We start from the raw sequence: 14,315 nt of genomic DNA on the forward strand, positions 1-14,315 counted from the left end.
GAATGAAATTTGAGTGAGCGATCACATCAATTGTGGATTGAAAGACTAAGGACAAGTGTTTCCTTCCTGAACGGCTTTAGGATTGTTGCGTTGTTAATGGGGCTAGATACAAATGGATATAGACACAAACATGGTGGAGAATCATCGATATTGAGAATATCTAGCGGTACGATCCCGCTAGATATTGATATGTCCTAGTGCTTCTATTTCGTCTCGATAGAGGACGCAGACGATAGAAGTGACGGGGTAGAAGTCTCAGCCTCTACGCTATCAGCTACGATTTTTGGGCTACTTGGTTCATCTTTATTAAACATGCCTAAACGGATGCGAATAAAATGCAAAATTTGCGCGGCAATATCCACATTCAAACAGGACTCTAAGCCCTCAAACCCTGGAGATGAGTTAGCCTCACAAATTTTGTAATGGCCGTTATCAAACAATAAATCGATACCTGCAACATCAAGATCGAGAATATTGGCTGTTTGGGTGGCAAGCCATTCAATTTCAGGAGTGATCTGAAATGGACGCGCTGAACCACCGGCACTGACATTGGCTTTGAAGCTGTCTTCTTGACCACGTCTTTCATAGCAACCCGCCACACGACCACCAATAGTGAATACGCGTAGATCGCGCCCATGACTGTTAGCGATAAACTCTTGCAGAATGATGTTAGCGTTTTTATTGGTCGCTTCAATCAACTGCATTAAATCGTCAAATTCACGCGCCTTATGGGATAAAAACACACCACTGCCCTGTGAGCCTGAAAGTGTTTTTATCACCACAGGAAAACCGAGATGGCGTTCTACGAGGGCGATATCGACGGGGAATTTAACCAACATGGTTTTAGGCGTAGGCAGATTTTTCTCGGCCAACAATTGTTGGGAGAATAACTTGTCTTTAACGATTTCAATGGCTTTAGATGGATTGAGGCAATATACCCCTAATCTTTCTAAGTGACGAATAATGGCTAAAGCAAAGTAGGTCGTGCCTGAGCCCATTCGCGGAATGATAAAATCGGGCAGCTCGACGGCTTGCCCATTCAATAAAATACTCTTGTTATCTTCTCTGGTGACAGTCAGATCAAATTCATCAGGTGCGTAAACTTCCAACTCTATGTTATCGGCTTTTGCTGCCGCCAGTAGACGCTCAATTTCATACCATTCAGGTTTTAGCTGAGTCGCGGTTTCTTTATATAAAATCCAACCACGCATTTAGTAGCAAACCTTAATCTTCATTCTTTATCCTCGGGTTCAGGTTCATCCTGAACATCATCTTCAATATCAAATACAGCCTCAGCCTCTATTTCTATCTCGGGCTTGGTTGCAGGCAAATGCACTGTACCAACCACGGCATAAAAGGGTTTCCCCATGGCGAGCCTGCGATACTTTACCCAGATCTGCTCTAACAAGCTACTGGGGGCGATATTTCCTTTGGCGACTTCCACAAATTGGGCTTCATCAGAGGTGCAAGGCAGCGTTTTCCCTTCCGCTAAATTCTTCATCGCATGACCATGCAATTCAAGGAGTTCAGCTTCTTTATTGGTAAAATCGCCGCTTCGTTTAAAGCCTTTGGGGAAATTAGCGTCGTCGTAGAAACGTTTTTGAGAGACAAAACTGGCAGCAACTGAGCCGTTAAACGTCTCAGAACCCTTGTTAGCGTTAAAAAAAGACTGTTCAGACATGGCAGATACCCTCTAGTTTTTGATATACAAAGATTTGCAACTGGAGTATTGGCTAGTATTATTGATTTATAAATCAAAAAAATTTGCCTATGTTGGTCAAGAATTTTTATGGATACCGATTTACTAAAAACCTTTCTCGAAGTCTCCCGTACTCGCCATTTTGGTAAAGCGGCTGAGAATCTTTACCTCACCCGAAGCGCTGTGAGCTTTAGGGTGAAACAGCTTGAGAGCATTTTGGGTGTCGCCTTATTTGAACGGCAACGTAATAATATTCAGCCCACGCCAGCAGGCGAACGTATGCTTGGTCATGCCGAGGCGGTGTTAACAGCATGGGAGCGGGCTAAGCAAGATGTTTCCCTCAGCCAGTTACAGACAACGCAGCTTGCCATCGGTGCAGGGCCGAATATTTGGGACGCTTACTTGCAAGGTTATTTACAGGGACTGCATGTCGGTTTACCTGGCGTGGCGTTGCGCACCGAAGTGCTACCCGCGAATGCAATGACGCGTCAGCTAATGGACCGTACCTTAGATATTGCGATTTCATTCGATCCGCCAAAGCTTGATCAATTTGAGATAGTACAACTGGGGCAAATTAATTTGTTGTTGGTGTCGAGCTTAAAAGGTCAAACGGTAAAAGCGGTTGTGCCGGGGCAATATGTAAAAGTTGATTGGGGTACGGCGTTCAATATTGTTCACGCGCAGGAATATGCCTCGCTGCCAGTGCCAACGCTGCACACGAGTTCAGCACGTATTGCGTTAGATTTCATCTTGAATAATGGCGGCTGCGCATTTTTACCTGAGCATCTAGTGCAACATGCATTGCGCGGCGGCGAATTGCATCTCGTCAGCGGCGCGAATGCCATTTCACGAAATGTGTATCTTGCGTATTGGGCTGAGAATGACCGCTTAGCCCAGATCAAACAAGCCATCGACTTTTTAAGGGACGATGGCTCAATGGTTGTTCATGCGACGGTTTAGATACTAAGAATTAAAGCACTAGCGGCGTTAATACAACCAGCCAAGTTAATCCACAAAGCGCAAGACTCATAAAGACGGCAGCCGAGGCAATGTCCTTGGCTTGGCCACTTAACGGGTGTATTTCACTGCCGACACGGTCAACCACAGCTTCAATCGCCGAGTTTAATAGCTCAACAATTAACACGATAAACAACGTGAAAATCAGCATAAGGCGTTCAATAGTGCTGATATCAACCCATAAGGCTACGGGTAACATGACTATCGTCAAGATTAATTCCTGTCTGAAGGCGGCTTCGTGGATCCAAGCGGCCTTTAGGCCCTTCATCGAAAATCCCGTCGCTCTGAATATGCGCTTAATACCGTGATTATTGGCTGGTTTCATAGTGTTTCCAATTGACGTTAGCGACAAAGCGCTGAGGTTCTGCTCATTCAAAACAGGGTGAATAAACCCTACTGTTGTCTTTGTTAATATTTGACTGAGTTATAAATTTGGCCGCAGTATAGCCTGAGATGAAAAGTGCATAAACAATTAACTGAGCAAATTTGATCATCAACATTCGTTGTTAACTTAGGGTGTTAGTGACTTTTGCGGTTATTTTAGTGCAACTTTAGCCGTGCGGCCTAAGCTTGATGAAGGATATATTGCAGCGTGGGCAAGGGAATGACTCATACAAACCCGTTACGAAATTTAACATTTAATCATTTCATCCGTTTTAATATTTTTAAGCTCAGCTTGCTCATACTTTGCGGTTTAACTCTTTCGGTTAACGCACAAACCTCACCACCTGCCATACAACTTGCTACCGAGTTTGATGCGACTCGAACTTCGCAAGATATTAATATTCAAAATTTTTTGATTAGTGAGAAACTCGACGGGGTTCGAGGTTACTGGAATGGCAAGGAATTATTCACTCGGCAGGGAAATGCCATCGCCACACCCATTTGGTTTACTGCGAATTTTCCGAATTATCCCCTCGATGGTGAATTATGGCTTGGGCGAGGTCAGTTTGAGGCTATGTCCAGCCTTGTTCGACAAACCTCAGCTAAGGATGATGATTGGCGCAAAGTGCGATTTATGGTGTTCGATGTCCCCAAGGCGAGTGGCGACTTTCAGCATCGCTATCAATTTGCGCTGACTGAACTGAGTGGCAAATCGAATTATCTTGAAGTCATAGTGCAGTTCCAAGTAGAAAGCCTTGAAGCCCTTTATCAAAAACTCGATGCTTTAGTTGCAAAAGGCGCCGAAGGCTTGATGCTGCATCGCAGTTCTGCGACTTATATCAGTGGCCGCAATCCTCATTTGATGAAGCTAAAACCTTATTATGATGCTGAAGCTACTGTTATCGCTTATATCCCTGGTAAAGGTCAATTTGCAGGGCAGATGGGCGCATTAAAAGTGCAAACGCCAGACGGCCGAATTTTTAGTATTGGCACAGGTTTTAGTCTCGCAGAGCGCCAACATCCCCCCGCAGTGGGCACTATCATCACCTATAAATATCTTGGTCTTACTGTCAATGGCTTACCCAGATTTGCCAGTTTCCTGCGGGCACGCAGTGATGTCGAATCAAGTAATAAAGCCACCGCAAAGTAAACATCATCATAACGTTATTAATAGATATAACTTTGCTTGCTGTCTATTAAGCCTGCCGCGAGTTGTGCTGATACTGCGTACAAAAGCGATGGCGGAGTCGTGTTTGCACTGAGCGCTAATCCAGCTCAGATGGATTGCATAACTTTGATGTAGGTTGTAGTGCTGATGACAATCGCGATTTTGTAAGGAATAAGGATAACAAACTGATGTTTCACTTATGGCGGTTTGACAATATGAAGCCACTGCCAAGATTTATTGAGGATGTGAACGTCGAAACACGGTAACCCGTTGCGGTCGAGTTTGACTGTGCTTCATTAATGGGAGGCGATTCAATTAGCAATATAGTATTTTCGGTCTGGCGTGGTGAGATTATCGGAACAGCAATCAAAGTCAGTGGAAATCCCAGTATAGTTTGACTACAAACATCAATGGTTGTGGGCTGCTTGCCTTGCAAGGTTAAGTTGGTAATATGTTGTTCATAAAGAAAATCAAATCGTTGTACATCTAAGGACATATATGGAAATTTCATTACTTGCCGATAATCCCTCTGCGATAGACACGGTAGCTAGTTGGTATTTCAACGAATGGTGCCAAGAGAATGGTAGTTATACCAAGGAGGAAGTCGTTGAAAAAGTCTCTGCTTCAATAAATCGAGATACCGCGCCTATTCTGATCATTGGAAAAGTAAATGGTGTTCTTGCTGGTTCTGCAGAGCTAAAAATTCGAGAAATGGACATATACCCAGAATTTGAATTTTGGCTTGGTGGTGTTTACGTCACTCAGCAGGCTAGGGGACAGGGTGTCGCCTCAAAACTTGTGAAAGAGATAATATCGCTAGCACATAAAATAGGTGTGAAAAAATTATATCTTCAAACAGAAGATTTAACTGGAGGTTTGTACTTACATCATGGGTTTAAGCCTATAGAACAAGTGAATTATAAAGGTATAAATGTATTGGTTATGGGCACAAACATCGGTGAATAACAAGTTTGTGAAGGTACACTGCGGCTCAATTGTGGGAAGCAAGTGGAACGATATGATCATATTTCACAGGGCTACCTAAGTAGGTCAAAGCATCCCCAAATGGCATTATTTTTAATCTTAGAGTTTTCGTCAGTACAAGAAAATAGATTTCCTGTTTCAACAGTAAGAACAAGTTGTGTTCTGTTTCAGTCAAAGTGTTTATAAAGTCATTAGCAAGGCCATATAATCAGATGCTGAGTGACTCTTTACAGAATCTAATGATGAAAATGAGTCGAAATCTTCCAAACTTTGACAGTTATTGTTGAATCAATGGCTACCAAATAAGAATAGGCCGCGCGTAGTTGCGACCGATTTTACGATCGCTTAGTTAGTTCCTGTCCACGCTTGGTCCTCGCAGACTTCAGACCAATGTTGAACTCTTGATATCACATTATGCTTTTTACCGCTGTTATCGTCGTGTCGTGCGGCGAGCTTTTTTGCAAATAAAATAAACCTCCTGCCTCACGCTTGACAATAAGTGAAACGTAAACAATCTTTTAACATGGAATATTTTCAGAAGGTTACTTTTATTTCTGCAGAATAGAATTGTTTTCACTACGGGAACACAGGAGTGTTTAACCCTTCCACTGAGATTACTAGGTTCATTTGAGGTGATCCTCAATGAATAATCTAGACTCAAGGTATCGTGATAAAACGCAATCATGAAAAGGAATTTCAATGAAAGACGTTAATATTTATCCGTATCAATCAATCTGTTCAGACCTGTTCAGTAAGCCAGAGACTGCGATCAAAACAGCAAATTTCAATTTTAATATCGAAACCCATTTATTGGGATTTGGTTGAGGTCAAGTCTTGTTCGCTATTTGTATTGTGACATCACGCCTGCAGTGGCGGGTGTTGTGAAAGCCCTGATTTTAAGTCGTTAAAGAAAGTGGAGTCGTAAACGTTTTAAGCATTGAATAAGTCCCAATAACAAGGAGAGTTAATTTCATGTCTATCAAATCTTTTAGCTATAGTACGCTTTTTTTGTGTATGAGTGCTGCTGTACATGCAGAAGCACCAGTAGAGACAAAAGCAGCTATAACGCAACCAACGTTAAGCCCTGTTATGCCGCTGGAAATCACAGCAAAGCCCCCGTTCTCACTCGAAAGCCTGCAACATGATTTTGATGATTTTTCTTGGCAATCGTTTATTGCACTTAACTGGCCAGCAAATGCCGATGGCACACCCAATACTATGTCTACCATTGGGCAAAAAACTAACCAGCCAGTCGTGTGGCTGCATTGGAAGGAAAGCCGGGAGATTTTTTTACCCGATGGCGTAAAACCACCTGGGTGGGATCAGTCCAATAATGTGCCGGATGTTTGCAAAAGTATTGATCCCAAGTCCATTCCTCAAGGGACTATTTATTTAACGCAAGTAGGGAAGACCCCGAATGTGTTGGATGAAAGTGGTGAGCCTTTTACAACGGGTCCATTGATTGATCAAAACGGGCTTTATACCCGTTATGAAATATTAACCAATGAAACTATGTTCAATTTTATTTTGGACAATAACCTCTACAGTAAAAAAGGTCAGAAACAGTTTAATGCCGATGTCGACTTTACCGCGAGCGACAGTAAAACCGGGCAGGTAGGTTCTATCATGCTTAAAGCCTCATGGATAAAAATGGGCGGCAAGTTTGATTCGACGAATTACTATACAACTTACGCGCTAGTTTATAACAATCCCGAAGAGCAACACGGGGTCAAGCCCGCGTGTGCGCTTGAACAAGTCGGTCTAGTGGGGTTTCACATTGCTCACAAAACCACGGGTGAACCACAATGGATTTGGTCTACCTTTGAGCATGTCGCTAACGCGCCAACCCAAGGTGAGTCAGCATCATTGTCGGCATATAATTTTTACGATGCTAAATGTACTGACTGCAAAGTGAATGAACCCCCTGCACGCCCGTGGGATCCGGCAAACCCGCACACTAAACCAACTCAAGTGGAACGCGTTATTCCTATCACTGCCGACGCTAAAGCCTTAAATGCTAGTTATCACGCAGCACTCGACGCTGTAGTGCCGGGATCGGTATGGAAGAACTACGAATTGATCAGTACGCAATGGCCTACCGATGCCAAAAATCCCACCGATCCAACGGGCGTGCCTGCTCCCTCATTTTTAGCGAACACCACGCTCGAAACTTATATCCAAGGTTCGGTAAAGCAAACATCAAGCAGCTGTATGGCTTGTCACAATAATGCGGCAACCACTAACGGTAATTTTGCAGATTTCACTTACTTGCTGCAACGCGCGCAATAATTTACGAAAGGAACTCATTATGACTGATATTACAGGCGCGACTGCCGACACTATGAATAACTTTATTGGTTTGAGCGCGGTATTCACCGGCTTTGCGACCAGTATTATTGCCCCGACGTTGGATCCCGTGGATATTAAATCCGAATACTTAGCCGTGTTTACGCAAAAAATAACCGAAGAATCGAAGGACTCAACTTTAGTTACAACTATTCTGCAAAAATTTGCGGCGTTAAAAGCGCAGCAATTATCAGATCAACAAATTGGCACGCAAATGCTGGCGCCAGATAACGGGGCTAATTTTGTGTTGGCCTGTCGTAAATTAATTTTTATGTGGTACTCAGGTGCATGGCCAACCATTATTCCCGCGACGGATACAGAGCCGGAAACCACGGTTAGCGATATGATTTCGGCTAAAAGTTATACCACAGGTTTAGTCTGGCAAGTTATGCAGGCGCATCCGATGGGGGATTCAAATTATCGCTATGGCTATTGGGCGAAACCACCCGCTGCACTGTCGGCATATACGGGTCATCAAGGAGGTGCAGTATGAGCACTCAAACCAATTATGATGTCATTATTGTGGGATCAGGTATTGCCGGTTCTATCATGGCTTATCAACTGGGGATGGCGGGGAAAAAAGTATTAATCCTCGAAGCAGGGCAGGAAGTGCCGGTTGACCGCAGTGGTTACATGGAAACCTTTTTTAAAGCCAATGCCAAAACACCTGAATCACCTTATCCTCCTACTACGCAAAATCCAGCTGCATCGACGGCGGATAATCCACTCGGATTGCCTGATCCTGCGAAGGAAAATGTGCCGCGTTATACCGTGTTGCAAGTTGGCGCATGGCGTAATCCAAAGCAATGTTATTTCGATTACACGCCGCAGTCTGAGCATTTGAAACCTGACAGCCCTGAAGCAAAGTTTGCTTTTGCTAGTTCCTATGAGCGTATTGGCGGCGGCACAACTTGGCATTGGCTAGGAACCAGTTTGCATTTATTGCCCAATGATTTTGAGTTGCAAACCCAGTATAAGCAGGGCGTGGATTGGCCCGGTGGAAAACAATTTTACCAAGCGCTGGTTCCTTACTATGAACAGGCGACCAATGAGATTGGCGTCGCCGGTGACAAAGAGGCGATGGATCAGCTCTATCGCGGATTTAATGTTTCACCGGATGGCGTTTATGGGCCGAATTACGATTACCCAATGCCTGGCATTGTTTCATCTTTAGTCGATCTACAATATGAACAAGCGGTGAGCGATATGGTGTATGACAATATTCAATTGTCGGTTACGCCAACTCCTCAGGGGCGCAATTCATTACCGGGTGAACGCCGTCAATGTGCGGGGAATACGAATTGTATTCCTATTTGCCCTATCCAAGCCAAATACGATGCTACTGTGACGCTCGGGCGAGCATTGCAAACTGGTAATGTTGATGTGTTTTATCGTCACGTCGCGACAAATGTTCAAGTGGATGAAAATACAAAGGATGTTGTTGGTATTGATTATGTGACCTATCAAACTCACGGGGGGATAGCGACGGGCGGCGGTACAGTTACGGGTAAAAAATATGTGATTGCAGCTCACGCGATTGAGACGCCTAAATTATTGCTCATGTCTAAACGTAATAAAGCTTGTCCGAACGGCGTCGCCAACCATAGCGATCAAGTGGGGCGTAATTTGATGGATCACATTATGTATTTGGCCTGGGGTCTGGCGAAAGATCCTGTCTACGGTTTTCGGGGGCCTTTATCTACTGCGGGTATCGAAAGTTTACGTGATGGCGCCTTTCGTAAAGACCGTGCCGCCTATCGTATTGAAATCGGCAATGAAGGTTGGCAGTGGGCAGCAAATGATCCATTCACGACCTTAGCTGATTTTGTATTTGGACAAAATAATTCGCAATTAAATGGGGATTCTGTCAATCAGCAGGGGACTCCATTACGGTTTGATCCCGCCATGTCTGCGAATAGCGCCTTATTTGGTGCCTCACTGGTGAATACCTTGAATGGTATTTACACACGGCAAATTCGTATGGGCTATTTAATTGAACAATTACCTGATCCGGACAACCGTGTCGAGTTGTCGGAGACGCTGAAAGATAACTTAGGTTTGCCTCGCCCCAAATTAACCTATCGTGTACGCGAGGATTATGTGCGCAATGCGTTCGTGTCGGCTAAAGATATTTCGACAAAACTCTTTGACGCCCTTGATGCGCGGGAATATACCAAGGCTCCGCCTGCGCCGGTATTTTATGGTGATAAGAGTCAAGTAACGTCGAATAATTTTGAATATCAGGGCCATAATTTTACGTTTTACGGTGCTGGACACATTGTGGGGACGTATCGAATGGGGGACTGCAGAGATACGTCGGTGGTGAATCCTCGTCAGCAATCTTGGGATCATAGCAATCTGTTTTTAGTCGGTAGCGGAGTGTTTCCAACGGTTGCAACGGGTAATCCAACCCTCACTTTGGCAGCGTTGGCATTCCAGGCAGCAGATCATGTTTTGGAAGACCTTAAAATAAGTTAAAAAGTTGTAATTATTCATTAGCTTGCTGTTAATTCCCATTGAAAACCGCGTGCAAATTGGCGCGGTTTTTGGCTAACTGAATATACCTTCATATTACGCTAACGGGCATTTTCCTACTCATAATGCAGTTTATTGTCATCGTATTTAAAATCAAAATATTACAGTTTTTTATGTTGATAATTGGTTTGAAAACTGTGCATGCGTGTGTTGTCGGATAGTATGTCTGATAGAAAACTGATAAGTTTCACTCAAACCGAGCGTTAATTGGGCGTGCTTTAATAAGCGAACAAAGTTAATTTTTACGAATATTTATCAAAAGGTTAGCTGAATAAATGACTACTAAGAAATATATCGTTGTCAATCGACATGAAAGTGAGTTTCCTAACCCCATTACGTTCAAAAAAGGTGATCCTCTAATCGTTGGAGAAAAATATGCAGGTCCTGAAGGCTGGGATCTCTGGTTCCTTTGCACTACGCCTGGGCAAGATGCTGGTTGGGTTCCTGGTCAAGTGATTCAGCGCCTAAAAAATGCCAACGGGCTGGCGCTTGAGGACTATACGGCAAGAGAACTTAATGTGCATGAAGGGGGACAACTCATTGGCACACGAATGTTGAATGGCTGGGTATGGTGTATAAAAGCTGTCAGTGAAGAATCAGGGTGGGTACCATTAGAAAACTTGAAAGAAGTGGTAGATCCATCCCGCGACTAAAGCACCTTTGCTGTGCAGTCAAATCCAAGATGGCTCCTTGGTGTATTGTGCCAAGAGGATGATGACTGGCGGATATTGAGAGCTTATATCAGGCACGCAGAAGTCATTGGCGTAAAGTGTTTTTTAACGCGAAAGTTCCGTTTCTGATAATAAAAAAGCCAGTATATTCAATATACTGGCTTTAACTTTAAACTTGATGAATGAGCGCCATAAGCTGGAATATAAAAGTCATCAGCGTCTTGTCTTTAACAAACTCTGCGCCTTATATTCCAAATGCAGAGTGGCGGGCTGACTAGTCGTTATGACGTTTGCCTGAACGTTTAAGTCTCTCTGCTGCCAGTTTGGCTTCTTTCTCGGCTTCTTTTTCGGCCATGATACGGGCGACTTCAATCTTTTCAAGCTCTGCCATCGCAGGTGTTTCTAGCGAGAGTAAGCCTATTTTCCCCGAGCGATATTCATGCAGTAATAACTCTGATGCCTTGTGCATATCGATGCGACCACCGGGACGCAGCGCACCACGTTTACGACCGATTTCCTCGAGAAGTGCGACATCATCCTTTGGTAATTCACTTAAGTTATAGCGCTCACAAATCTCTTTTGGATAAGCGGTTAAGAAATACTTGGCGGCGAACAGGGCCACATCTTCATATTCCATCGCCGTATCTTTAATGGCACCAGTGACGGCAAGGCGATAGCTGCTCGCTTCGTTATCCACTTTGGGCCATAAAATACCTGGGGTATCCGACAGCACGATACCGTTACGTAAATTGATCCGTTGCTGGGTTTTGGTTACCGCAGGTTCGTTACCGGTTTTGGCGATAACACGGCCAGCTAAGGTATTGATGATGGTAGATTTCCCAACGTTGGGTATTCCCATGATCATAGTGCGAATGTCTTTTTCGGTTTTATCGCGACTTGGCACTAGCTTACGGCAGAGATCAGGGATTTTTTTCACCATTGCCGCTTGCAGCGTTGTGATCGCCGTGGCTTTGACGCCTTGCTCACGCTCTAAGTATTCAATCCATTGTGCGGTGATCTCTGGATCGGCCAGATCAGATTTATTGAGCAGTTTGATACAAGGTTTGTCGCCTCGAAGCTGAGCCACCATGGGGTTTTCGCTACTGTAGGGAATACGCGCGTCCAGCACTTCGATAACAAGATCGACCTGAGGCATTGCCTCTTCAATCTCCTTGCGTGCCTTGTGCATATGCCCCGGATACCACTGAATTGCCATGATAACGCCTTGTCCTAAATAACTTAAAGAACGGCTATTCTACCTTGAAGGTGGCGAATGTCATAAAAAAAGCGCCCTAAGGCGCTTTAATCGCTTAATCCTTAACTGTCTCTTGCGATTGTTACTTGGATTAATAGGCTGAATTAAGGCTTAGATTACCCCGAGTTCGCGCAATCTTTCCATCAGATAACTGTCGGCGGTATAACGTTCTGACAGCACTACAGCAGGGTTTGGATGTAAAAATAACGGCAAAGAGATCCGTGACTTGGTTTTATCCGTACCTTCAGGATTGATGACGCGGTGTGACGTTGATGGGAAATAGCCGCCAGAGGCTTCCTGTAACATGTCACCGATATTGATAATAATGTTGCCAAAATCGCTTGGAACATCTAACCAAGTGCCATCTTTGGCTTTCACTTGCAATCCAGGCTCATTGGCTGCAGGTAACACTGTGATAAGGTTGATATCTTCATGTGCTGCGGCGCGAATGGCGCCCATTTCTTCACTGCCCGTCATCGGCGGGTAATGCAGAATGCGCAGCAAGGTTTTTTGGCTGTTGGCGATCATTTCTGGCAATGGCATCGAAAACTTGGCTTTTACGTCTTCTGGTGAGTATGTTTCGATCCACTGTAATAGTTCTGCAGCCAGTGCGTTGGCTTTATCGTAATAGGCGAGAATATTGGCACGCAGTGAATCGGGGATACGGCCCCAAGGGTACACGTGGTAGTACTCTTTAATGTCTTTGACTGTGTTGCCTTTGGCGGTTTCAGAAATCGACGCAGGGAAGAAACCGTCGTGGGTTTCTTTTTTAAACATATAGTCGTTTTTGGCTTCTGAATTAAAAAAGGCTTGCCACTCGGTGTAGATGTCTTCAACTAAGCGCTTATCAATCGGGTGATTAGATAAAACACCAAAGCCAGTTTCCCGAAGTGATTCAACGAATTGCTGGGCACTGTCTTCAGCGCGGTAATCAATGGTTTCTAATTTCATTTTGGTTTCTACTTGTTATATTTAGTTGTAATTTGACCCGCTGCAAGTGTAGCCGTGCGCTGATGTGGGTGCAAATACTCAGCGACTGTGATCTGGATCAACTGCCGTATTTTCCGTCATTTATGCAGTCGCTTATATGAGTACTTAATATGAGCACTTATATTAGTACTTACTTGAGTGGTAAGATTTTAGTCACTAAATCCGTTAGTATGGGCATTAGATTTGTTGTGATTGGATTGATGTCAGCCGCATTTTGAAGCCGAGTGCAAGAAATCTTGCTTGGAGTGGGTCTTATGTTGGCTTCCTTATAAATCAGCTTCTTAATCAAAGAATATCGAAATACACAACGACGTGAGTCGAAAGGGCATTAATATGAATAAACTGACCGATTTTGAACGCTATGTTATCGAAGAGAAAGGCACTGAACGCCCCTTTAGTGGTGAGTATTATGAGCACGATGCTAAGGGTTTGTATTTATGCAAAAAATGCCATGCCCCCTTGTATCGCTCTGAGCATAAATTTAATGCCCATTGTGGCTGGCCAGCCTTCGATGATGAAATTGCCGGCGCTGTAACCCGCCACATAGACGCCGACGGCCGCAGAACTGAAATTGTTTGTAGCCAGTGCGGCGGTCACTTGGGGCATGTCTTTGAAGGTGAAATGTTAACACCTAACAATATCCGTCACTGTGTTAACTCAGTTTCTATGGTTTTCAAAGGGATGGATGATGCTGTTGAACCAGCACCGAATCACTTTGCGACTTTTGGTGCAGGGTGTTTTTGGTGCGTCGAAGCGATTTTTAAAAGCCTAAAGGGCGTGGTGAATGTCACTTCAGGTTATGTCGGCGGCGAAGCCCATGATGCCGATTATAAATCTGTTTGCTCGGGCCAAACCGGCCATGCTGAGGTTGTGCATATCGAGTTCAACCCAGAGGAAATTGATTTTACGACGCTATTACAGGTTTTTTTTGAGAGCCATGATCCGACCACGCTTAATCGCCAAGGTAATGATAAGGGGCCACAATATCGCTCCGTGGTGTTTACCCATAATGCTGAGCAGATAGAGCAAACTACCGCTATGCTTGCTCAGTTAGCAGCAGCCAAGGTTTTTGATGCGCCGATAGTGACCCAGGTTTCAGCGTTTGATACTTTTTATCCCGCTGAAAATTATCACAACGACTACTTCGCTTTACACGGTGAGCAGCCCTATTGTCAGATGGTCGTGCGTCCTAAAGTGGAAAAAGTAAAAGCCTTGTTTGCAAGATTACAGAAGGCTTAAGCGATTTAGCACAGGGTGTTAAATACA

The 14,315-nt window shown here is 44.2% G+C and carries 13 protein-coding genes; 8 read left to right on the forward strand and 5 right to left on the reverse strand.

The window, feature by feature from the left end; translation table 11 throughout:
• Nucleotides 1–203: 203 nt before the first annotated feature.
• Together KFE26_RS04990 and KFE26_RS04995 are read right to left on the reverse strand one after the other, a co-directional pair.
• Nucleotides 204–1,211, reverse strand: coding sequence for a RimK family alpha-L-glutamate ligase (locus KFE26_RS04990; RefSeq protein WP_105252744.1), 1,008 nt, complete (start codon nucleotides 1,209–1,211; stop codon nucleotides 204–206).
• A gap of 20 nt (nucleotides 1,212–1,231) precedes the next feature.
• Complete coding sequence (locus KFE26_RS04995; RefSeq protein WP_028760261.1) at nucleotides 1,232–1,681, reverse strand: DUF413 domain-containing protein; 450 nt, start codon at nucleotides 1,679–1,681, stop codon at nucleotides 1,232–1,234.
• 108 nt (nucleotides 1,682–1,789) lie between these two features.
• On the opposite strand from KFE26_RS04995, the gene hdfR reads away from it, so the two are divergent.
• On the forward strand, nucleotides 1,790–2,659 hold the full coding sequence (gene hdfR, locus KFE26_RS05000; protein WP_212599819.1) for an HTH-type transcriptional regulator HdfR: 870 nt from the start codon (nucleotides 1,790–1,792) through the stop codon (nucleotides 2,657–2,659).
• Nucleotides 2,660–2,669: 10 nt separating this feature from the next.
• On the opposite strand, the gene KFE26_RS05005 is transcribed toward hdfR, so the two are convergent.
• The gene (locus tag KFE26_RS05005) at nucleotides 2,670–3,041 is read right to left on the reverse strand and encodes a diacylglycerol kinase (protein ID WP_028760259.1); all 372 of its coding nucleotides are present in this window, start codon (nucleotides 3,039–3,041) and stop codon (nucleotides 2,670–2,672) included.
• Nucleotides 3,042–3,320: 279 nt separating this feature from the next.
• On the opposite strand from KFE26_RS05005, the gene KFE26_RS05010 reads away from it, so the two are divergent.
• The 6 genes from KFE26_RS05010 (at nucleotide 3,321) to KFE26_RS05035 (ending at nucleotide 10,786) form a co-directional block, all read left to right on the forward strand.
• Nucleotides 3,321–4,250 carry a DNA ligase gene (locus tag KFE26_RS05010; RefSeq protein ID WP_212599820.1) on the forward strand — a complete coding sequence of 310 codons (930 nt, stop codon included), beginning with the start codon at nucleotides 3,321–3,323 and terminating at the stop codon, nucleotides 4,248–4,250.
• A 516-nt stretch (nucleotides 4,251–4,766) separates the two neighbouring features.
• Entirely contained in the window at nucleotides 4,767–5,234 is a 468-nt protein-coding gene (locus KFE26_RS05015; protein WP_173245294.1) for a GNAT family N-acetyltransferase, read from the forward strand.
• 990 nt (nucleotides 5,235–6,224) lie between these two features.
• Nucleotides 6,225–7,541, forward strand: coding sequence for a hypothetical protein (locus KFE26_RS05020; protein ID WP_212599821.1), 1,317 nt, complete (start codon nucleotides 6,225–6,227; stop codon nucleotides 7,539–7,541).
• Between the two features lie 19 nt (nucleotides 7,542–7,560).
• Nucleotides 7,561–8,091, forward strand: coding sequence for a hypothetical protein (locus KFE26_RS05025; RefSeq protein WP_212599822.1), 531 nt, complete (start codon nucleotides 7,561–7,563; stop codon nucleotides 8,089–8,091).
• Entirely contained in the window at nucleotides 8,088–10,076 is a 1,989-nt protein-coding gene (locus KFE26_RS05030) for a GMC family oxidoreductase (protein ID WP_212599823.1), read from the forward strand. The genes KFE26_RS05025 and KFE26_RS05030 overlap by 4 nt, the downstream gene beginning before the upstream one ends.
• 332 nt (nucleotides 10,077–10,408) lie before the next feature.
• On the forward strand, nucleotides 10,409–10,786 hold the full coding sequence (locus KFE26_RS05035; protein ID WP_212599824.1) for an SH3 domain-containing protein: 378 nt from the start codon (nucleotides 10,409–10,411) through the stop codon (nucleotides 10,784–10,786).
• A 292-nt stretch (nucleotides 10,787–11,078) separates the two neighbouring features.
• Here KFE26_RS05035 and ylqF read toward each other — a convergent pair whose 3' ends face one another.
• Entirely contained in the window at nucleotides 11,079–12,020 is a 942-nt protein-coding gene (ylqF, locus tag KFE26_RS05040) for a ribosome biogenesis GTPase YlqF (RefSeq protein WP_011919190.1), read from the reverse strand.
• 150 nt (nucleotides 12,021–12,170) lie between these two features.
• Nucleotides 12,171–13,010 (reverse strand): isopenicillin N synthase family oxygenase, encoded by an 840-nt coding sequence (locus tag KFE26_RS05045; RefSeq protein WP_212599825.1) that lies wholly within the window; start codon nucleotides 13,008–13,010, stop codon nucleotides 12,171–12,173.
• 372 nt (nucleotides 13,011–13,382) lie between these two features.
• Here KFE26_RS05045 and KFE26_RS05050 point away from each other — a divergent pair, with 372 nt between their 5' ends.
• Nucleotides 13,383–14,288: a bifunctional methionine sulfoxide reductase B/A protein gene (locus KFE26_RS05050; RefSeq protein ID WP_212599826.1), complete on the forward strand. Its 906-nt coding sequence runs from the start codon at nucleotides 13,383–13,385 to the stop codon at nucleotides 14,286–14,288.
• Nucleotides 14,289–14,315: the final 27 nt, after the last annotated feature.

The organism is Shewanella sp. M16, from assembly GCF_018224605.1.
GTDB lineage: Bacteria > Pseudomonadota > Gammaproteobacteria > Enterobacterales > Shewanellaceae > Shewanella > Shewanella oncorhynchi.

Excerpts from the sequence above, each read along its gene's own strand:
- KFE26_RS04990 (WP_105252744.1), bottom strand. The coding sequence starts at position 1,211 with ATGCGTGGTTGGATTTTATATAAAGAAACCGCGACTCAGCTAAAACCT.
- KFE26_RS04995 (WP_028760261.1), bottom strand. The coding sequence starts at position 1,681 with ATGTCTGAACAGTCTTTTTTTAACGCTAACAAGGGTTCTGAGACGTTT.
- hdfR (WP_212599819.1), top strand. The coding sequence starts at position 1,790 with ATGGATACCGATTTACTAAAAACCTTTCTCGAAGTCTCCCGTACTCGC.
- KFE26_RS05005 (WP_028760259.1), bottom strand. The coding sequence starts at position 3,041 with ATGAAACCAGCCAATAATCACGGTATTAAGCGCATATTCAGAGCGACG.
- KFE26_RS05010 (WP_212599820.1), top strand. The coding sequence starts at position 3,321 with ATGACTCATACAAACCCGTTACGAAATTTAACATTTAATCATTTCATC.
- KFE26_RS05015 (WP_173245294.1), top strand. The coding sequence starts at position 4,767 with ATGGAAATTTCATTACTTGCCGATAATCCCTCTGCGATAGACACGGTA.
- KFE26_RS05020 (WP_212599821.1), top strand. The coding sequence starts at position 6,225 with ATGTCTATCAAATCTTTTAGCTATAGTACGCTTTTTTTGTGTATGAGT.
- KFE26_RS05025 (WP_212599822.1), top strand. The coding sequence starts at position 7,561 with ATGACTGATATTACAGGCGCGACTGCCGACACTATGAATAACTTTATT.
- KFE26_RS05030 (WP_212599823.1), top strand. The coding sequence starts at position 8,088 with ATGAGCACTCAAACCAATTATGATGTCATTATTGTGGGATCAGGTATT.
- KFE26_RS05035 (WP_212599824.1), top strand. The coding sequence starts at position 10,409 with ATGACTACTAAGAAATATATCGTTGTCAATCGACATGAAAGTGAGTTT.
- ylqF (WP_011919190.1), bottom strand. The coding sequence starts at position 12,020 with ATGGCAATTCAGTGGTATCCGGGGCATATGCACAAGGCACGCAAGGAG.
- KFE26_RS05045 (WP_212599825.1), bottom strand. The coding sequence starts at position 13,010 with ATGAAATTAGAAACCATTGATTACCGCGCTGAAGACAGTGCCCAGCAA.
- KFE26_RS05050 (WP_212599826.1), top strand. The coding sequence starts at position 13,383 with ATGAATAAACTGACCGATTTTGAACGCTATGTTATCGAAGAGAAAGGC.